At 64.2% G+C, this 18,151-nt stretch carries 17 protein-coding genes; 7 read left to right on the top strand and 10 right to left on the bottom strand.

What is annotated here, in order from left to right; genetic code table 11:
- Positions 1-157: 157 nt before the first annotated feature.
- From OH705_RS11685 to ttgA, 3 genes are read right to left on the bottom strand one after another with little or no spacing between them, the layout of a single operon-like run.
- A complete protein-coding gene (locus OH705_RS11685) occupies positions 158-1,603 on the bottom strand; it encodes an AdeC/AdeK/OprM family multidrug efflux complex outer membrane factor (RefSeq protein WP_038705526.1) in 1,446 nt (481 codons plus the stop codon).
- Positions 1,600-4,752, bottom strand: coding sequence for a multidrug efflux RND transporter permease subunit TtgB (ttgB, locus tag OH705_RS11690; RefSeq protein WP_023630221.1), 3,153 nt, complete (start codon positions 4,750-4,752; stop codon positions 1,600-1,602). The genes OH705_RS11685 and ttgB overlap by 4 nt, the downstream gene beginning before the upstream one ends.
- A gap of 3 nt (positions 4,753-4,755) precedes the next feature.
- Positions 4,756-5,910: a toluene efflux RND transporter periplasmic adaptor subunit TtgA gene (ttgA, locus tag OH705_RS11695; RefSeq protein ID WP_104444451.1), complete on the bottom strand. Its 1,155-nt coding sequence runs from the start codon at positions 5,908-5,910 to the stop codon at positions 4,756-4,758.
- 258 nt (positions 5,911-6,168) lie between these two features.
- Here ttgA and ttgR point away from each other — a divergent pair, with 258 nt between their 5' ends.
- Positions 6,169-6,801 carry an efflux transport transcriptional regulator TtgR gene (ttgR, locus tag OH705_RS11700; RefSeq protein WP_023630222.1) on the top strand — a complete coding sequence of 211 codons (633 nt, stop codon included), beginning with the start codon at positions 6,169-6,171 and terminating at the stop codon, positions 6,799-6,801.
- 150 nt (positions 6,802-6,951) lie between these two features.
- Here ttgR and OH705_RS11705 read toward each other — a convergent pair whose 3' ends face one another.
- Positions 6,952-8,403, bottom strand: a complete 1,452-nt coding sequence (locus OH705_RS11705; protein WP_267302259.1) for an MDR family MFS transporter — start codon at positions 8,401-8,403, stop codon at positions 6,952-6,954.
- A 403-nt stretch (positions 8,404-8,806) separates the two neighbouring features.
- On the opposite strand from OH705_RS11705, the gene OH705_RS11710 reads away from it, so the two are divergent.
- Entirely contained in the window at positions 8,807-9,676 is an 870-nt protein-coding gene (locus OH705_RS11710; RefSeq protein ID WP_023630223.1) for an isocitrate lyase/PEP mutase family protein, read from the top strand.
- Positions 9,677-9,682: 6 nt separating this feature from the next.
- Here the strand turns inward: OH705_RS11710 and OH705_RS11715 are convergent, their stop codons facing one another.
- Positions 9,683-9,856, bottom strand: a complete 174-nt coding sequence (locus OH705_RS11715) for a hypothetical protein (RefSeq protein WP_023630224.1) — start codon at positions 9,854-9,856, stop codon at positions 9,683-9,685.
- A gap of 76 nt (positions 9,857-9,932) precedes the next feature.
- Positions 9,933-10,841 carry a LysR family transcriptional regulator gene (locus OH705_RS11720; RefSeq protein WP_023630225.1) on the bottom strand — a complete coding sequence of 303 codons (909 nt, stop codon included), beginning with the start codon at positions 10,839-10,841 and terminating at the stop codon, positions 9,933-9,935.
- Between the two features lie 103 nt (positions 10,842-10,944).
- Here OH705_RS11720 and OH705_RS11725 point away from each other — a divergent pair, with 103 nt between their 5' ends.
- Together OH705_RS11725 and OH705_RS11730 are read left to right on the top strand one after the other, a co-directional pair.
- On the top strand, positions 10,945-11,820 hold the full coding sequence (locus OH705_RS11725) for an MBL fold metallo-hydrolase (protein ID WP_023630226.1): 876 nt from the start codon (positions 10,945-10,947) through the stop codon (positions 11,818-11,820).
- Between the two features lie 28 nt (positions 11,821-11,848).
- Positions 11,849-12,463 carry an NAD(P)-dependent oxidoreductase gene (locus tag OH705_RS11730; protein ID WP_038705528.1) on the top strand — a complete coding sequence of 205 codons (615 nt, stop codon included), beginning with the start codon at positions 11,849-11,851 and terminating at the stop codon, positions 12,461-12,463.
- Positions 12,464-12,502: 39 nt separating this feature from the next.
- Here OH705_RS11730 and OH705_RS11735 read toward each other — a convergent pair whose 3' ends face one another.
- A complete protein-coding gene (locus tag OH705_RS11735) occupies positions 12,503-13,369 on the bottom strand; it encodes a LysR substrate-binding domain-containing protein (protein WP_023631055.1) in 867 nt (288 codons plus the stop codon).
- A 112-nt stretch (positions 13,370-13,481) separates the two neighbouring features.
- On the opposite strand from OH705_RS11735, the gene OH705_RS11740 reads away from it, so the two are divergent.
- On the top strand, positions 13,482-15,119 hold the full coding sequence (locus OH705_RS11740; protein ID WP_267302320.1) for a 5-guanidino-2-oxopentanoate decarboxylase: 1,638 nt from the start codon (positions 13,482-13,484) through the stop codon (positions 15,117-15,119).
- A gap of 48 nt (positions 15,120-15,167) precedes the next feature.
- Here the strand turns inward: OH705_RS11740 and OH705_RS11745 are convergent, their stop codons facing one another.
- A complete protein-coding gene (locus tag OH705_RS11745) occupies positions 15,168-16,088 on the bottom strand; it encodes an AraC family transcriptional regulator (protein ID WP_023630182.1) in 921 nt (306 codons plus the stop codon).
- A 201-nt stretch (positions 16,089-16,289) separates the two neighbouring features.
- Here OH705_RS11745 and OH705_RS11750 point away from each other — a divergent pair, with 201 nt between their 5' ends.
- Together OH705_RS11750 and OH705_RS11755 are read left to right on the top strand one after the other, a co-directional pair.
- Positions 16,290-16,583 (top strand): putative quinol monooxygenase, encoded by a 294-nt coding sequence (locus OH705_RS11750; RefSeq protein ID WP_023630181.1) that lies wholly within the window; start codon positions 16,290-16,292, stop codon positions 16,581-16,583.
- Positions 16,584-16,625: 42 nt separating this feature from the next.
- The gene (locus tag OH705_RS11755) at positions 16,626-16,859 is read left to right on the top strand and encodes a hypothetical protein (RefSeq protein ID WP_094010162.1); all 234 of its coding nucleotides are present in this window, start codon (positions 16,626-16,628) and stop codon (positions 16,857-16,859) included.
- On the opposite strand, the gene OH705_RS11760 is transcribed toward OH705_RS11755, so the two are convergent.
- On the bottom strand, positions 16,860-17,465 hold the full coding sequence (locus OH705_RS11760) for a flavin reductase family protein (RefSeq protein ID WP_023630179.1): 606 nt from the start codon (positions 17,463-17,465) through the stop codon (positions 16,860-16,862).
- A gap of 118 nt (positions 17,466-17,583) precedes the next feature.
- Positions 17,584-17,910 carry a hypothetical protein gene (locus OH705_RS11765; protein ID WP_031314931.1) on the bottom strand — a complete coding sequence of 109 codons (327 nt, stop codon included), beginning with the start codon at positions 17,908-17,910 and terminating at the stop codon, positions 17,584-17,586.
- Positions 17,911-18,151: the final 241 nt, after the last annotated feature.

Genomic DNA, 18,151 nt, shown 5'->3' on the forward strand with positions numbered 1-18,151 from the left:
TAGAGAGAACTTGTGCAACGTTGCGGGGGCGATGGTGTGGGGGAGGGTGGGGGCTAGGCAATTCGTTGCAAGCGGAACGGGGCGGTTATCGAACGCAATGTGACCGCGCAACAAAAAGCCCACCGCGAGGGTGGGCTTGGTGCCGTTACCGGTCCAGTCAGCCTTTCGGTGTCTGGATCGAAGCCTGCTGCTGGGTCTGCTCGTACCAGCCGCCGCCGAGGGCCTTGTACAGGTTGACCTCGCTGACCAACTGCGACAGGCGATCACCGATCAGCGACTGCTGGGCGCTGAACAGGTTGCGCTGGGCATCGAGGAAGGTCAGGTTGCTGTCGATACCGATGCGGTAGCGGCGCTCGGCCAGGCGGTAGTAGTCCTGGTTGGCCGCGACCAGGTCGCGTTGCGCCTGCAGTTGCTCTTCGAACGTCTTGCGTGCGGCCAGGCCATCGGCGACTTCCTGGAAGGCGGTCTGGATGGTCTTTTCGTACTTGGCGACGTTGATGTCCTTCTGGATCTTCGAGTAGTCCAGGCTGGCCCGCAGGCTGCCGGCGTTGAAGATCGGCAGGTTGATCTGCGGCTGGAACAGCCAGGTGCCCGAACCACCCTTGAACAGCCCGCCCATATCCGGGCTCAGGGTACCGGCGTTGGCGGTCAGGCTGATGCTCGGGAAGAACGCTGCCCGCGCTGCGCCGATGTTGGCGTTGGCGGCCTTGAGCAGATGCTCGGCCTCCTGGATGTCGGGGCGGCGCTGCAGGATGTCGGACGGCAGGCCGGCCGGCACTTCGGCCAGCTGGTCGGCATTGAGCTCCAGCGGCTTGGGCAGGTTGGCCGGCACGCCGGTACCTACCAGCACGGTGAGGCTGTTCAGGTCCTGGGCGACCAGGCGCTGGTACTGCGACAACTTGACGCGAGCGCCTTCGACGGCGGTGCGCGCCTGGCTCAGGTCCAGGGCCGAGGCCACGCCCACCTCATTGCTGCGGCGGGTGAGGTTGTAGCTCTCTTCGTACGTCTTGAGCGTTTCCTCGGTCAGTTTCAACAGCGCCTGGTCGGCCTGCCACGTGTAATAGGCGTTGGCCACGCTGGCCACCAGGCTGATCTGCGTGGAGCGGCGCGCCTGTTCGCTGGACAGGTAGGTTTCCAGGGCCTGCTGGGTCAGGCTGCGCACCCGGCCGAACAGGTCCAGCTCATAGGCACTGACACCCAGGGTGGCCGAGTACTGGCTGGTTATATTCGCCTCGCCAGTTTGTGACATGTTCGCCGGCACCCGCTGGCGGCTGCCGCTGCCATTGGCGGAAACCGCCGGCAGCAGGTCGGCGCGCTGGATGCGGTACTGCGCGCGGTAGGCGTCGATGTTCAACGCCGCGACCCGCAGGTCGCGGTTGTTTTCCAGCGACGTCTGGATCAACTGCTGCAGCGCCGGGTCGTGGAAGAACTGGCGCCAGCCCTGTTCGGCCGCGGCGACGTCGGCCGATTGGGTCGGCGAGTACGCTGGGCCTTGAGGCCACTGCGCGGCCACCGGCGCCTCTGGCGTCTGGTAGTCGGGGATCAGCGAGCAACCGCCGAGGATGAAGGCGGTTACCGCCAGGGACAACAAAGACTTGGTCATTGCCCAGCCTCATAACGTGGAGTTTCAGGGGTGGCGTGTTCTTTCGGCTCTTTGCTGCCGAACAGCGACGACACTGCGACGAAGAATAGAGGTACCCAGAAGATGGCCAGTATGGTTGCACTGATCATGCCGCCGATCACACCGGTGCCGATGGCGTGCTGGCTACCCGCGCCGGCGCCACTGGCGATGGTCAACGGTACCACGCCGAGGATGAACGCCAGTGAGGTCATGATGATCGGGCGCAGACGCATGCGGCATGCTTCGATGGCCGCGTCGTACAGGCTGCGGCCCTGTTCGTGCAGCTCCTTGGCGAACTCGACGATCAGGATGGCGTTCTTCGCCGCCAGGCCGATGGTGGTCAGCAAGCCGACCAGGAAGTATACGTCGTTGGACAAGCCGCGCAGGCTGGTGGCGAGCAGGGCACCGATGATACCCAGTGGCACGACCAGCACGACTGCGATCGGGATCGACCAGCTTTCATACAGCGCTGCTAGGCAGAGGAACACGAACAGCACCGAGAGGGCGAACAGTGCCGGCATTTGCGAGCCGGAAAGTTTTTCCTCGTAGGACATGCCGGTCCAGGAGAAGCCGATGCCGGTTGGCAGTTCGCCGGCAATACGCTCGACTTCGGCCATGGCTTCACCGGTACTGTAGCCTGGTGCCGGGGTACCAAGGATCTCGACCGCTTCCACGCCGTTGTAGCGCGACAGCTTCGGCGAGCCGTAGGTCCATTCGCCCTTGGCGAATGACGAGAAGGGCACCATCTCGCCCTTGCCGTTGCGCACGTACCACTTCTGCAGGTCTTCCGGGCTCATCCGGGCGTTGGGCGCACCTTGGATGTAGACTTTCTTGACCCGGCCACGGTCGATGAAGTCGTTGACGTAGCTACCGCCCAGGGCGATCGACAGGGTGTTGTTGATGTCGGCGATGGTCACGCCCAAGGCACTGGCGCGTTCGTCGTCGATGGTCAGCTGGTACTGCGGCTCGTCGTTCAGGCCGTTAGGACGCACGGCGCTGAGGATCTTGCTCTGCGCGGCTTTGGCCAGGAACTGGTTGCGCGCTTCCATCAGCTTAGCGTGGCCGACCCCGGCGCGGTCCTGGAGGAAGACGTCGAAGCCGGTGGCATTACCCAGTTCGAGTACCGCTGGCGGGGCGAAGGCGAATACCATCGCGTCACGGAAGCCGAAGAAGTGCATCTGCGCGCGCTGGGCAAGGGCGAACACGCTGTTCTCCTTCGAGCGCTCACCCCAGGGCTTGAGCATGATGAACGCCATGCCTGAGCTCTGGCCGCGACCGGCGAAGTTGAAGCCGTTCACTGTGAACACCGACGAGACGGTATCGGCTTCGTCCTTGAGCAGATACTCGCGCATCTGGTCGACCACTACCTGGGTGCGCTCGGCACTGGAGCCGGCCGGGGTCTGCACCTGGGCGAACAGCACGCCCTGGTCTTCTTCCGGCAGGAATGCGGTCGGGATGCGGGCGAACAGCCAGATCATGCCGACCACGATCAGCGCGTAGGCCAGCAGGAACGGGATCTTGTTGCGCAGGATGGTGCCGACGCTACGCTCATAGCCGACGACGCTGCGGTCGAAGTTGCGGTTGAACCAGCCAAAGAAGCCGCGCTTGGCGACATGGTGCTCGCCCTTCTTCAGCGGCTTGAGCATGGTGGCGCACAAGGCCGGGGTGAAGATCAGCGCGACCAGCACCGACAGGCCCATGGCCGAGACGATGGTGATGGAGAATTGGCGGTAGATCACGCCGGTGGAGCCGCCGAAGAAGGCCATCGGCAACAGTACTGCCGACAGTACCAGGGCGATACCCACCAGGGCGCCCTGGATCTGTTCCATGGAGCGCTTGGTCGCCTCCTTGGGCGGTAACCCTTCCTCGGACATCACCCGTTCGACGTTCTCCACCACGACGATGGCATCGTCCACCAGCAAGCCGATGGCCAGGACCATGGCGAACATGGTCAGGGTGTTGATGCTGAAGCCGGCGGCGGCGAGGATGCCGAAGGTCCCGAGCAACACCACCGGCACGGTCATGGTGGTGATGATGGTGGCGCGGAAGTTCTGCAGGAACAGGTACATCACCAGGAACACCAGGACCACCGCTTCGATCAGGGTGTGGATCACGCCGCTGATCGATTCGGTAACCACCGGGGTGGTGTCATATGGGAACACGGCCTTCACCCCCGGCGGGAAGAACGGTTCCAGGTCGCTGATGGTCTTGCGCAGAGCCTTGGCGGTATCCAGAGCATTGGCGCCGGTCGCCAACTTGACCGCCAGGCCCGAGGCCGGCTTGCCGTTGAACTGGGCGCTGATGGCGTAGTTCTCACCGCCCAGGCCGACCTGAGCCACGTCCCCCAGGCGTACCTGGGAGCCGTCGGCATTGACCTTGAGCAGGATCTTCTCGAATTGCTCGGCGGTCTGCAGACGGGTCTTGCCGATGATGGTGGCGTTGAGCTGGGTACCTGGCAGTGCCGGCAGGCCGCCAAGCTGGCCGGAGGACACCTGCACGTTCTGCGCGGCGACCGCGGTGCGCACGTCAACCGGGGTCAGCTGGAACTTGTTCAGCTTGGCCGGATCCAGCCAGATGCGCATGGCGTACTGCGCACCGAACACCTGGAAGTCGCCCACGCCTGCGGTCCGCGAGATCGGGTCCTGCATGTTGGAGACGATGTAGTTGGCCAGGTCGTCCTTGGTCATGCTGCCGTCTTCGGACACCAGGCCGATCACCAGCAGGAAGTTCTTCACAGCCTTGGTGACGCGGATACCTTGCTGCTGCACTTCCTGCGGCAGCAGCGGGGTGGCCAGGTTCAGCTTGTTCTGTACCTGGACCTGCGCGGTGTCCGAGTTGGTGCCCTGCTCGAAGGTCGCGGTGATGGTCATGCTGCCGTCGGAGTTACTTTCCGACGACACATAACGCAGGTTGTCGATACCGTTGAGCTGCTGCTCGATAACCTGCACCACGGTGTCCTGCACCGTCTGCGCCGAGGCGCCCGGGTAGGTGACGGAGATGGCGATGGCCGGCGGGGCAATGCTCGGGTACTGGTTGATCGGCAGCTTCAGGATCGACAGGGCGCCGACCAGCATGATCACCAGGGCGATCACCCAGGCGAAGATCGGGCGATCGATAAAGAACTTCGACATGGTTTACTCCGCTTTGGCGTCTGCGTTCGCCGTGTTGGCCTGAGCAGGGCCGGCCGGCTTCTTGACGTTGGTGGCTTCGCTGACCTTGACCTCGACCCCTGGTCGCACGAACTGCAGCCCTTCGGTGATCAGTCGGTCGCCCGGTTTCAGGCCTTCCTCGATCAGCCAGTCGCTGCCCAGGGTACGGCTGGCCTTGAGCTGGCGCAGTTCGACCTTGTTTTCCTGGTTGACCACCAGCGCGGTCGGAGCACCCTTGAGATCCCGGGTCACGCCCTGTTGCGGGGCCAGGATGGCGTTGGCGTTGACCCCGGCCTTGAGCCGCGCATGCACGAACATGCCGGGCAGCAGGGTGTGGTCGGGGTTGGGGAAAATCGCGCGCAGGGTGACGGAACCGGTGGTTTCGTCGACCGCGACTTCGGAGAACTCCAGGCGGCCCTGTTGCTTGAACAGGCTGCCGTCTTCCAGCACCAGCTGAACCTGGGCCGCGTTGTCGCCGGCCTTCTGCAGTTGACCGCTTTCCAGGTCACGGCGCAGCTTGAGCAGCTCGGCGGTGGACTGGGTGACGTCGACGTAGATCGGGTCGAGCTGCTGGATGGTGGCCATGGCGTTGGTCTGGCCGTTGTTCACCAGGGCGCCTTCGGTGACCGAGGAGCGGCCGACGCGGCCACTGATCGGGGCCAGTACCTTGGTGTAGCGCAGGTCGATCTGGGCGCTCTTGAGCGACGCCTCGGCCTGCAATCGTTTGGCATTGGCGTCATCGTATTCCTGCTTGGAGACGGCCTGCTCGTCGATCAGTTGCTTGTAACGCTCGGCCAGCGAGCGGGTAGCCTGCAGGTTGGCCTGGGCGTTGGCCAGGTTCGCCTCGTAGACGGCCGGGTCGATCTGGTAGAGCTGCTGCCCTTCCTTGACGTCGCTGCCTTCCTTGAACAGGCGCTTGAGAATGATGCCGTTCACCTGTGGGCGGACCTCGGCCACACGGTAGGCGCTGGTGCGCCCCGGCAGTTCCGAGGTCAGGGTGAAGGCTTGCGGTTGTACGGTCACGACGCCGACCTGAGGAGCCTGCGGCGCAGGCGCTGCTTCCTCTTTCTTACAGCCACTGAGCAGGGTTGCCAGGGCCACGGCGGAAACCAGGGCGGTTACGGCTGGCTTGAATTGCATGAGGATCCTCGGGTCGCAGGAGCAGGGGAGCTCAAGAATATAGTGGAAGTGCTTTGTCAGAAAAACGCTATCCGGTGGATAAATAGCTTGCTAAGGAATATACTTACATTCATGGTTGTTTGTAAATAGCGCCGGTGCGTCGTGAGTGACCACCGCCGATCGCCCAAATCCACCCGGGAGCGGCCCTGAAAGAGCCTGCCCCGGCCTGATTCCCGCTCGCCAGATCGAGCGCGCGGGGCCTGATGAGGTTGTACTGCCATGGTCCGTCGAACCAAAGAAGAAGCCCAGGAAACTCGCGCCCAGATCATCGAGGCGGCGGAGAAGGCCTTCTACAAGCGCGGGGTAGCGCGTACCACCCTGGCCGACATCGCTGAGCTCGCCGGCGTCACTCGCGGGGCGATCTACTGGCACTTCAGCAACAAGGCCGAGTTGGTGCAGGCGCTGCTCGACAGCCTGCACGAGACCCATGACCACCTGGCCCGCGCCAGTGAAAGCGAGGATGAACTCGACCCGCTCGGCTGTATGCGCAAGCTGTTGCTGCAAGTGTTCAACGAGTTGGTGCTCGATGCCCGAACCCGGCGTATCAACGAAATCCTGCATCACAAGTGCGAGTTCACCGACGACATGTGTGAGATTCGCCAGCAGCGTCAGGGCGCGGTGCTGGACTGCCATCAAAGCATTGCCCTGGCCTTGGGCAATGCAGTGCGTCGTGGCCAGTTGCCTGCCGAGCTCGAGATCGACCGGGCTGCGGTGGCCATGTTTGCCTATGTGGATGGCCTGATAGGCCGCTGGCTGCTGCTCCCGGAGAGCTTCGACCTGTTGGGCGATGTCGAGAAATGGGTCGACACCGGGCTGGATATGCTGCGCTTGAGCCCTGGCTTGCGCAAATGACACTTTGTTAACGATTGTGAGGAAGTGTTATCCCTTTTCGGTTAACGCAGGATTAATAACGCGGGAGCGAGCTTGCCCGGCGATGACAACCTTCAGGCCGTGATGTCGCCTGGGCGGACGCTATCGCGGGGCCAGCCCCTCCCACGACTTTCAGCGCCCGCGCAACTGTCTGTCCGGCAAGGCCAGCGCGGCCAACAGGCCGATCAGCGAAGCCCCGGCACTGACCAGCAAGAGGTCGCGGAAGGTTTCCAGCAAGCGCGCCTGGGTGTGCGGATCCGCCTCGCCCGCCTTGAGGCTGCCCAGCAGCGGGTTGCCGAGCACTTCGAAGCCGCCCTGGTGCAACCACGCCAGTAACAGGCTGGACATGCACGCCACCCCCATTGCCCCACCCAGCGAGCGGAACAGGTTGGTGGTGCTGGTCGCCACGCCGATGTCCTGGCTGTCCACCGCGCTTTGCGTGCCCACCAGCGAGGTGGGAAATTGCAGGCCGCAGGCAATGCCTGTCAGCAGCATGAACAGCGCGCTCTGTAACCAGGCTTGCGGCGGGGTCAGCGCCATGGCTGCGATGGTCATTGGCATCAATAGCGCGCCTGTGAGGATCTGTGGCTTGAAGCGCCCGGTGCGGCTGGTCATGCGCCCACCTGTAAAGGCGCCGATGGGCAACCCCATTGCCAGTGGCAGCAGGTGCAGCGCCGCGCTGTCGGCGCCGGCGCCGGTGATGCCCTGATAGCGCAGGGGCATCAGCATGGTCAGCGAAATGGACTGGAAACTGGCGAAGAAGATCACGCACCAGCACAGCACCGCGACCCGGTTGCCGAACAGGCCCAGAGGCAGCAATGGTTCGCGGCAGCGCCGCTCGTGGGCTACGAACGCCGCCAGCCCCAGCAGCGCGCAGGCCAGCAACGCCAGGACTTCGGACGACTGCCAGGCATGTCCCTGGCCGACCAGGGTGATGCCCAGCAGCAGGCTGCCCAGGCCGAGGATCATCAGCACCGCGCCGAGGTAGTCGACCTGGGCCTGGCGATGCTTGACCGGCAACCCGTCCAGCGCCCGGTGGATCACCCACAGCGCGGTCAGCCCCAGCGGCAGGTTGATCCAGAACACCCAGCGCCAGGACAGGTACTCGGTCAGCCAGCCGCCCAGCACCGGCCCGGCGACGCTGGCCAGTGCGTACATGCTGCTGAAGTAGCCCTGGTAGCGACCGCGTTCACGAGGTGGCACGAAGTCGCCGATGATTGCCTGGCTAACCGACACCATGCCGCCGGCGCCGATACCCTGAAGCACCCGGGCCAGCACTAGTTGCGGCATGTCCTGAGCCAGGCCGCAGGCCACCGAGGCCAGGGTGAACAGGGCGGTGCCGGTGAGAATCATGCGCCGCCGCCCATACAAGTCACCGAGCTTGCCGTAGATCGGCACGGCGATGGTCATGGCGACCATGTAGCCGGAGATGACCCAGGCGAGCAGGCCGACATCGTTGAACTGCGCGGAAATCGCCGGCAGTGACACGGCGACGATGGTCTGGTCGAGGGCACCGAGGAATATCGCCAGCATCAGGGCGGTGAGGACGCTGCGTAGAACGGTGGGGGGCAGGGCGGCGGTCACGGTGGATACCTTGTGGTCAGAGCTGGCGCGATCGCGAGGCATCGTGGGAGCGGGCCTGCCCCGCGATGGGCTCATTCATGGTAGGGCATTGTACGCTGAGTTACATAGCTACCTATGTACTCCGTGCATCCCCTATGCAAGATCGGCATTGGCGCATTCATCCAGTGCTGCATGGCCGCGTGATATCGTGGCTTGGCCGCAGAGGCTGAAATCCGGGGCCTGCACCAGCTTGGTGCAAGTATTTTTCAGAGGATTTCGCGTTGCTGTATGTCCACACCTTCTATTCCTCTGCCTGCATGTCGAGCATGACCGCCCTGATGGCGACGGTTAGAACAGTCAGGTAGACCCGATACAGGGGTCGGTTGTCAGCCGTTCACAATTTCTCATTACAAGCGGAGTGATCATGCCCAAGGCTTCCCACCACGATCTGCGTTTTGCCTTCCGCGAACTGCTTGCTTCAGGTTCGTGCTATCACACCGCGTCGGTCTTCGACCCGATGTCAGCCCGTATTGCCGCCGACCTTGGTTTTGAGGTCGGCATTCTCGGCGGTTCGGTCGCCTCGCTGCAGGTCCTGGCGGCGCCGGATTTCGCCCTGATCACCCTGAGCGAGTTCGTCGAGCAGGCTACCCGCATCGGCCGTGTCGCCCAGTTGCCGGTGCTTGCCGACGCCGACCACGGCTACGGCAATGCGCTCAACGTGATGCGCACGGTGATCGAACTGGAACGCGCCGGCGTTGCCGCGCTGACCATCGAAGATACCTTGCTGCCGGCCCAGTTCGGTCGCAAGTCCACCGACCTGATCTCGGTGGAGGAGGGCGTGGGCAAGATCCGCGCGGCGCTGGAGGCGCGGGTCGATTCGGCGCTGGCGATCATTGCCCGCACCAATGCCGGCGTGTTGACCACCGAGGAAATCATCGTGCGCACCCAGAGCTACCAGAAGGCCGGCGCCGATGGCATCTGCATGGTGGGGGTCAAGGACTTCGAGCAACTCGAGCAGATCGCCGAGCACCTGAGCGTGCCGTTGATGCTGGTGACCTACGCCAACCCCAACCTGCGCGACGACGAGCGCCTGGCGCGCCTGGGCGTGCGTATCGTGGTCGACGGCCATGCCGCCTACTTCGCCGCGATCAAGGCCACCTACGATTGCCTGCGCCAGCAGCGTGGCCTGCAGCACAAGTCGGACAGCCTCGGCGCCACCGAGCTTTCGCACACCTACACCCAGCCCGAGGACTATATCCGCTGGGCGAAAGAGTACATGAGCGTCGAGGAGTGATCCGACCTACCTGACGGCGCTCAGCGTGGCGCTGTGGGGAACGCAATGCTCATGTACGCAACTGTTGGCCGTGTTGGGCTGGCTGCGCAGCAGCTCCACCCGCCAGCAGGCCGAGCCGTACAGCCCGGCCACCGCGACCAGGGCGAAGACGAGGGCGCAACGCCTGGATTTGATACTCATGGTGCGGACCTCCTGTTGATGCAACAGGTGATACCTACAAGCATAGGCCCAATGCGCGTAACTGCACCGTCTTGACTCAACTCAATCCTTTGTCCCACTCCGGTTCGTCGGCAAACCGCTGCGCGAGAAAGTCGAGCATGCTGCGCAACGTCGCCGGCATGTGCTTGCGCGAGGTGTACACCGCATTCAGGGTCAGTTCCCGTGGCTTGGCTTGCGGCAGCAATCGCACCAGCTCGCCACTGCGCAGCGCGGCGGCCGCCTGGTAGGTGGGCAGCATGGCGATGCCGGCATTGGCCAGGGCGGCTTTCTGCAGGGTCATGGCCTCGTTGGCGCTGATGTTGCCCTGCACCGGCACGGCGACATTCTGCCCGTCCACCTCGAAGTGCCACAGGCTGTGACCGAAGTAGGCGTGGGTCAGGCAGTTGTGCTGGCTCAACGCCTCGACCCGGTCCGGCGTACCGTACTCGCGCAGGTAGGCGGGGCTGGCGCAGATCACCGAGCGGCACACGCTCAGGCGCCGGGCAATGAGGTTGGGGTCGACATCGTTGCTGGTGCGGATCGCCAGGTCGATGCGCTCGTCCACCAGGTTGACGGTGCGGTCGAGCATCTGCAGCTCAACCTTCACCCCGGGGTAGCGTTTGACGTAGGCCGCCAGCGCATCCACCAGCTGGGCCTGGCCGAACGAGGTGCTGACGCTGATGCGCAGCTCGCCACGGGGCGCGTCGTCCGGTTGGCGCACGGCGCTTTGCAGGTCGCCGGCCAGCTCCAGCATCTGCCGACAGCGTGGCAGGGTCTCGAGGCCTGCGGCCGTCAGGCTGAGCTTGCGGGTGGTGCGTTGCATCAGGCGTGCCCCGACCCAGTCCTCCAGCTCCGCCAGGTAGCGGGAAACCACGGGCCTGGAGAGTTCCAGATGGTCCGCGGCGGCCGACTGGCTGCCCAGGTCGACGACGGTGACGAATACGCGCATGGCGTTGAGCCGATCCATGATCTGTCCGATTTCAGAAACAAACTATGTCGAAGCATCGCATTTTTTGTATTGGTTCGGGCAACTAAGCTTGCACCCATCGTCCCACTCACAGGATCTTGCAATGTCTCTCTTCACGCCCCTTCGCGGCCTGCTGCTGGCCTGCCTTACCCTCGGCGGCCAGGCCATGGCTGCCGAACCGCTCAAGCTGGAAGCCTACAACCCCGGTCACGCGGCGATCTTCCCGGTCAGCTCGGTGATCGTCAGCGGTGCCCACGACGCCATCCTGGTCGACGCCCAGTTCGGCAAGGCCCAGGCCGAACAGCTGGTCGAGCGCCTGCGTGCCAGCGGCAAGCAGCTGACCACCATCTACGTCAGCCATGGCGATCCGGACTACTACTTCGGCCTGGACACCATCACCCAGGCGTTCCCCAAGGCCCGCGTGGTCGCCTCGGCCGCCACGGTCGAGCACATCCGCAAGACCATGGACGCCAAGCTGGCCTACTGGGGCCCGCAAATGGGCGCGGACAAGCCGGCACGTCTGGTGGTGCCCCAGGTACTGCAGGGTGATCGCCTGGAACTGGAAGGCCAGGCACTGCAGGTCGTCGGCCTGGACGGTCCGCAGCCGGACCGCAGCTTCGTGTGGATTCCCTCGATCAAGGCAGTGGTCGGTGGCGTGGTGGTTTCCGAAGGTATCCATGTGTGGATGGCCGACACCCAGACCGCGCAATCCCATGCCGACTGGCTGAAGACCCTGGCGAAGATCGAACAGCTCGCACCGCGCACGGTGATCCCGGGGCACTACCTGGGCGACGGCAGCCGTTCGCTGGACGCGGTGCGCTTCACCGCCGGCTACATTCGTGACTTCGATACCGAGGCCGCCAAGGCTGCCAATGCCGCCGCGCTGATCGCGGCGATGAAGCAGCGCTACCCGAACCTGGGTGACGAGAGCTCCCTTGAATTGGGTGCCAAGGTCGCCAAGGGCGAGATGAAGTGGTAACCCTTTTCAACCTGTTGGAGTGTTTCCCATGAGCAAGATCGCAATCATCGGCGCCACCGGGCGCGCCGGCAGCCAGTTGCTGGAAGAGGCCCTGCGTCGGGGTCACAGTGTGGTGGCCATCGCCCGCGATCCGAGTGCGCTGCAAGGCCGTGACGGCGTGACGGTCAAGGCGCTGGATGCCAAGGGCAGTGCCGCCCTGCAGGCGGCCGTGACGGGCTGTGACGCGGTGCTGAGCGCGGCGCATTTCTCGACCATCGAGCCTGAAGCGATCATCGAGCCGGTCAAGCGTGCCGGGGTCAAGCGCCTGCTGGTGGTGGGCGGGGCCGGTAGCCTGCTGCTGCCGTCCGGGCAGCGGGTGATCGACAGCCCGGATTTCCCGCAAGCCTACAAGGCCGAGGCCAATGCCGGTGTGCGCTTCCTCGATACGCTGCGCCAGGAGCCGGCCCTGGACTGGACATTCCTGTCGCCGTCGGCGGAGTTCGTCGAAGGTCAGCGCAGCGGGCACTACATCCTGGGCAAGGATCACCTGCTGATCGGTGCCGATGGCAAAAGCTGGATCACCTTTGCCGACTATGCCATCGCCATGCTCGACGAGCTGGAAAAGCCGGCGCATTCACGGGCACGGTTCACGGTCGGCTACTGAGTCGTCTGCACCGCGGGGCAGGTCGGGTCGCGATTGATGTCATGTGCGGGCACGCGCCTGCAGCCACTCCATCAACTCGACCAACCCCGTGGGCATGCTCTTCGACGGGCTGACCAGGTAATAACCCTTCCCGGTCGTCACCTTCAGCTCGAACGGCATGCACAAACGCCCGGCGCGCAGGTCGTCGGCAATCAGCGAATAGTCGCCGATGGCGATCCCCGTCCCCTGGGAGGCCATGGCCATCGCCATGTCCAACGTCTCGAAGTGCTGCTTCGGCCCCTGGGGTTCGACGCCGGCATTGGCCGCCTGCAACCACAACCGCCAGTCGTGCTCGTCCCGAGAGGGGTGCAGCAGCATCTGCCGCGCCAGGTCCTGCAGCTGCAAGGGGGCGCCAGATAGCGATGGTGCGCAGACCGGTGTCAGTTGTTCATCGAACAGCTTGCGTACCTGCAGTCCATGGTTCGGCACCGCACCATACACGACGGCCGCATCGAAGCCCTCGCGGCGAAAATCCACGCCATGTTGCACCGTGGTGGTCAATTCCACCGGCACGTCCGGGCGCAGTGCCTGCCACTCCAGCAAGCGTGGCAGCAGCCAACGCATCACACAGGTCGGTGCCTTGAGCTGCAAAGTCGTGCTGCGGCCACCGACCTCACGCACGCCTTGCTCAATCATTGCGAAAACCTGCTGCACCCGAGGCAGCCAGTCCTGTCCTTCGCGGGTCAGGGCCAGGCCACGGGCCTGGCGCTGGAACAACGCATAGCCCAGATGTTCCTCGAGCCCGGCGATCTGTCGGCTGACCGCGCCCTGGGTGATATGCAGCTGTTGCGCGGCACGGGTGAAGTTGCAGTGCTGCGCGGTCACCAGGAAGGTGTGCAGGGCGGGGAGGGGCGGCAGGCGTTTCATAGTGGCAAGCCATGATATGAGGTCATGGCTAGTATGTGTTTTTTTGCATTGTGGCGGTAGTCGGCGCTTGGTTCCATGAGCACCAGTCTCAACAAGAATCGGGTACTCGATGATGGCAACCTGTGGTGAAGTGCTGGTCAAACTCCTCGAAGGCTATGGTGTCGATCATGTCTTCGGCATTCCCGGCGTGCATACCGTGGAACTCTACCGCGGCCTGGCTGCCTCATCGATCCGCCACATAACCCCGCGCCACGAGCAGGGCGCCGGGTTCATGGCCGATGGCTACTCGCGGACCCGGGGCAAGCCTGGGGTGTGCTTCATCATCACCGGCCCGGGCATGACCAACATCACCACCGCCATGGGCCAGGCCTACGCCGACTCGATCCCGATGCTGGTGATTTCCAGCGTGCAGTCGCGTAGCCAGCTGGGTGGCGGGCGCGGCAAGTTGCACGAACTGCCCAACCAGGCCGGGCTGGTGGCGGGGGTGGCGGCGTTTTCGCATACCTTGATGAGTGCCGATGACCTGGCCGAGGTGCTGGCTCGCGCTTTCGCAGTGTTCGACGGTGGCCGCCCGCGCCCGGTGCATATCGAGATCCCGCTGGATGTGTTGGTGGAGCCCGCCGATCACCTGCTGCCGGGCCGCCCGGTGCGCACCGCGCGCGCGGGTGCGGCGCCGCAGACCGTGCAGCAGATGGCCATGCGCCTGGCCAAGGCGCGCCGACCGTTGATCCTCGCCGGCGGTGGTGCCCTGGAAGCCGGCGCCGGGCTGGCCAGGCTGGCCGAGCACCTGCAGGCGCCGGTGGCACTGACCATCAATGCCAAGGGGCTGCTGCCGGCCAACCATCCGCTGCAGATCGGCTCGACCCAGACTTTGCCGGCCACCCGTGCGTTGGTTGCCGAGGCCGATGTGGTGCTGGCCATCGGTACCGAGCTGGCCGAGACCGACTACGACGTGACGTTCAAGGGCGGTTTCGAAATCCCTGGCAGCCTGCTGCGGATCGATATCGACCCGGACCAGACAGTGCGCAACTACCTGCCCGATCTGGCCCTGGTGGCCGATGCCGCACAGGCGACCGAGGCCTTGCTGGTGGCCCTGCACATGCAGGCGCAACCCCCGCGTGATGATCACTGGGGCGCTGCTCGGGCCGCCCGGCTGCGCCAGGACAATGCCGCCACCTGGGACCAGCCGACCTTGAGCCAGACCCGTATGCTGAACAGCATCCTGGAAACCCTGCCGGACGCTGTGCTGGTGGGCGATTCGACCCAGCCGGTCTACACCGGCAACCTGACCCTGGACATGACCCGTCCGCGGCGCTGGTTCAATGCCTCGACCGGCTATGGCACGCTGGGCTATGCGTTGCCGGCGGCCATGGGCGCCTGGCTCGGCAGTGCCGAAGCGCGCGCCGCACGTGCGCCCACGGTATGCCTGATCGGTGATGGCGGGTTGCAGTTCACCCTGCCCGAGCTGGCCAGTGCCGTCGAGGCGCAGGTGCCGCTGATCGTGCTGCTGTGGAACAACCAGGGGTACGAGGAAATCAAGAAATACATGGTCAACCGGGCGATCGAGCCGGTCGGTGTGGACATCCACACCCCGGACTTCATCGGCGTGGCGCGAGCGCTGGGGGCCGATGCCGAGTCGGTGGCTGACGTGGCGCAGTTACAGGCGGCGCTGGGCCGAGCGGTGGAGCGCGCGGGGCCGACATTGATCCAGGTGGATCAGGGCCAATGGCAGTTGGCTGTGCAAGGCTGACTGCGCCACGAGGACTGTGCCCTCGATTCGCCGGGTGCGGCGGGTCGTTCAACTGGCGCTGGCGCGCAACCTTGCCACGTCACGGATCGGCGGCGCGCCGTACAGCCGGCTGTATTCGCGGCTGAACTGGGATGGGCTCTCGTAGCCCACCCGGTAGCCGGCCACGGCAGCCTCCAACCCCTCGTTGAACATCAGGCGTCTGGCCTCCTGCAGGCGCAGTTGCTTCTGGTACTGCAAGGGGCTCATCGACGTCACCGACTTGAAGCGGTGATGCAAGGTGGAGACGCTGAGGTTCACTTCCCGGGCGAGGTCTTCGATACGCAATGGCTGGTGGTAATGGTTGTTGAGCCAGGTAATCGCCTGGCAGACCCGATGGGTCTGGCTGTTGGCCAGGGCGATTTCGTACAGCCGGTAACCCTGGGGGCCGCGCAACAGGCGGTAGAAGATTTCCCGGCGGATCATCGGCGCGAGGATGGCAATGTCGCGTGGCGAGTCCAGCAGTTTGATCAGGCGGATCAACGCATCCAGAAGCTGCGGATCGCTTTTCTCCACGTACAGGCCCAGGCCTGATGGCCGGTTGGGCACCACCATCGGGCTGCTTTCGGCGATCAGCTGGCTCAGTTGCGCCGGGTCGATGTCCAGACGCAAGCCCAACGCGGGATGCTCGGGGCTGGCCTTGAGAAGGGCGCCGCTGATCGGCAAGGTGACCGACACCACCATGTAGTGCAGCGGATCATAGGCGTAATGTTCGTCGCCGAGGATCAGGGTCTTGCTGCCTTGGGCAAGAATGCACAACGCCGGCTGGGCCAGCGCGGGCATGCCGCGGATTTCCTCTTGGTAGCATGTGAGGTAAAGGTCTTCGATGGCCGACGCCGGGCCATGGGGCTGGCCGGCGTGGCGCTGGATCAGCGCGGCCAGTTCCTGGCGCTGCAGCTCAAGGGTCGAGTCGGGTGGCGGGAGCGTGGTCATGACGTGGTTCCTCTACTGACCGGGCCAGCATAGGTATGGGCAATGTCGGGCGCTAGTCGAATGCTGTCGTTCGATTGCCTGATCCTGTCGCGCGGCAGGATCAGGCAATCGCTCGGCAGTAATGGCCTAACGTCGCGCGAGGGTGGGGCCCTAATCTTGGCAGCCTGTTTTCCCGTCCGTAGCGCTTCAAGGAGATCGTTCATGACCCAGCCTCAACCGGTCACTCACCTGGCTTTCATCCGCGCCAGCAACGGTCGTTCGGCGGAACTCGGCATGCGCCTGCGCGACCTGCTGGAGCCGTCGCTGCGGGCGCCCGGCTGCCTGAGCTTCAGTGTGCAGCGTTCGCAGGTCGATGCCGATCTGTGGCTGCTCAGCGGCAGCTGGAGCGACCAGCAGGCGATGAGCGGCTATTTCGCCTCGCCCACCCTGGAGGTGTTTGGCGAGCTGGTCCAGGCGCAGGTGGTCAGCAGCCTGGACCTGCATACCTTCGCCTGATGTGTAGAATGCCGCCCCTATATCATTCAGGCGGAGTGCAGCATGGCACGTAGAGAATTCCCCCACTTCGAAGCGGTCTCGGCGATGGTCCCGGTGCAAGGCGGCGGCTACCACGCGGCGATCGCCGTGAAGGCCCTGGGCATGGGCGGTGCGCCGCGCTTTCACAAAGTGCTCGACGGGCAGGTGTTCCAGTCGGCGATCGCGGCCGACGCGGCCGCTTGTGCTGAACTCGAACGCCTGCAGGGCGTGGGCGAGGAAGGCGAACTGGTCTTCTGATCAGACCTGTGGACGGGCCATCTTGAACAGCTCGCCCAGCGCAAAGTAGTCGGCCGGGCCACCGCCACGCAGGATCGGCTCGGCGGCGGCGGTGTCGTAGATGCCGTCCTTGAGCAGGTGCTCGGCAATGTGCACCGCCACTACCTCTCCCAGGATCAGCCAGCTGGGCACAAGTTCCTGGTCGGCGCGTTTGAGCTGGACGATCTGGCTGACCTTGCATTCGAAGCTCACCGGGCTCTCGCCCACGCGCGGCACCTTGACCACGTTGGACATGGCCGGGGTCAGGCCACTGAGCGCGAACTCGTCGATATCTGCCGCCACCGCGGCACAGCTCTGGTTCATCTGCTCGGCCAGCGGCCGGGTAGCCAGGTTCCAGACGAACTCGCCGGTCTGCTCGATGTTGTTCAGGCTGTCTTTGCGCCCGACGCTGCAGAAACCGATGATCGGCGGGATGTAGTTGAAGGCGTTGAAGAAGCTGTAGGGCGCCAGGTTCAGGCGGCCTTCGCGATCGTGGCTGGAGATCCAGCCGATGGGCCGTGGGCCGACGATGGCGTTGAACGGGTCGTGGGGTAGGCCGTGGCCTTTGGCGGGTTCGTAGTAGTACATCTGCGCAAGGCCGTGAGGCCCTTCCTGGTGGGGGACGAGGCGCCTAGTGTGCCAAGGCTTTGCCTGGCTGAAAATGATCAAGCCCGGCCGAAGCCGGGCTGGTTGCTCGCATCAGTGATCAGCTGATGCGGTGGCCGTTGGTGCGGTCGAATCCGTCTTCGGCAAAGCGTTGGCCGTTGGTGCGGTCGAAACCGTCTTCGGCGAAGCGCTGGCCGTTGGTGCGGTCGAAGCCGTCTTCGGCAAAGCGCTGGCCGTTGGTGCGGTCGAAGCCGTCTTCGGCGAAGCGCTGGCCACCCGTGCGATCAGAACCATCTTCTGCGTAGCTGGCCGACTGGCTCTGGGCGGCGGCGAAAGTGTGGGCGCTGGTACGGTCGAAACCGTCTTCGGCGAAAGCGCCAGTGGTCAGAACCGAGAGGGTCAGGGCGAGGATCAGTTTGTTTTTCATGGTCGTTGCTCCGGTGGATCAGTGGGTTATTTGCTTCTATGGGTTCAATGCTACGCCGATTAAGTTGATTAAAAAGCGCAAAAAACAACGTAAAATAATCAATTAAATCGATTGTTGTGGGCGCGCTTGTCCCGCGTCAAAAGCAGTACCTGGCCTTGTCAGGCCATGCGAGTGGTGCGGCTTTTTCAGTTGGCCAAGCATGAATGGTGGGAATTAATGCCGAATTAACAGCTCACGAGTG

The organism is Pseudomonas sp. BJa3 (assembly GCF_026343815.1).
Classification (GTDB): domain Bacteria; phylum Pseudomonadota; class Gammaproteobacteria; order Pseudomonadales; family Pseudomonadaceae; genus Aquipseudomonas; species Aquipseudomonas soli.

Coding starts and splice junctions, on each gene's coding strand:
- OH705_RS11740 (WP_267302320.1), top strand. CDS start 13,482: ATGGCAACCTGTGGTGAAGTGCTGGTCAAACTCCTCGAAGGCTATGGT.
- OH705_RS11765 (WP_031314931.1), bottom strand. CDS start 17,910: ATGAAAAACAAACTGATCCTCGCCCTGACCCTCTCGGTTCTGACCACT.
- OH705_RS11745 (WP_023630182.1), bottom strand. CDS start 16,088: ATGACCACGCTCCCGCCACCCGACTCGACCCTTGAGCTGCAGCGCCAG.
- ttgA (WP_104444451.1), bottom strand. CDS start 5,910: ATGCAATTCAAGCCAGCCGTAACCGCCCTGGTTTCCGCCGTGGCCCTG.
- OH705_RS11735 (WP_023631055.1), bottom strand. CDS start 13,369: ATGAAACGCCTGCCGCCCCTCCCCGCCCTGCACACCTTCCTGGTGACC.
- OH705_RS11715 (WP_023630224.1), bottom strand. CDS start 9,856: ATGAGTATCAAATCCAGGCGTTGCGCCCTCGTCTTCGCCCTGGTCGCG.
- OH705_RS11755 (WP_094010162.1), top strand. CDS start 16,626: ATGGCACGTAGAGAATTCCCCCACTTCGAAGCGGTCTCGGCGATGGTC.
- OH705_RS11750 (WP_023630181.1), top strand. CDS start 16,290: ATGACCCAGCCTCAACCGGTCACTCACCTGGCTTTCATCCGCGCCAGC.
- OH705_RS11760 (WP_023630179.1), bottom strand. CDS start 17,465: ATGTACTACTACGAACCCGCCAAAGGCCACGGCCTACCCCACGACCCG.
- OH705_RS11730 (WP_038705528.1), top strand. CDS start 11,849: ATGAGCAAGATCGCAATCATCGGCGCCACCGGGCGCGCCGGCAGCCAG.
- ttgB (WP_023630221.1), bottom strand. CDS start 4,752: ATGTCGAAGTTCTTTATCGATCGCCCGATCTTCGCCTGGGTGATCGCC.
- OH705_RS11720 (WP_023630225.1), bottom strand. CDS start 10,841: ATGGATCGGCTCAACGCCATGCGCGTATTCGTCACCGTCGTCGACCTG.
- OH705_RS11685 (WP_038705526.1), bottom strand. CDS start 1,603: ATGACCAAGTCTTTGTTGTCCCTGGCGGTAACCGCCTTCATCCTCGGC.
- ttgR (WP_023630222.1), top strand. CDS start 6,169: ATGGTCCGTCGAACCAAAGAAGAAGCCCAGGAAACTCGCGCCCAGATC.
- OH705_RS11725 (WP_023630226.1), top strand. CDS start 10,945: ATGTCTCTCTTCACGCCCCTTCGCGGCCTGCTGCTGGCCTGCCTTACC.
- OH705_RS11710 (WP_023630223.1), top strand. CDS start 8,807: ATGCCCAAGGCTTCCCACCACGATCTGCGTTTTGCCTTCCGCGAACTG.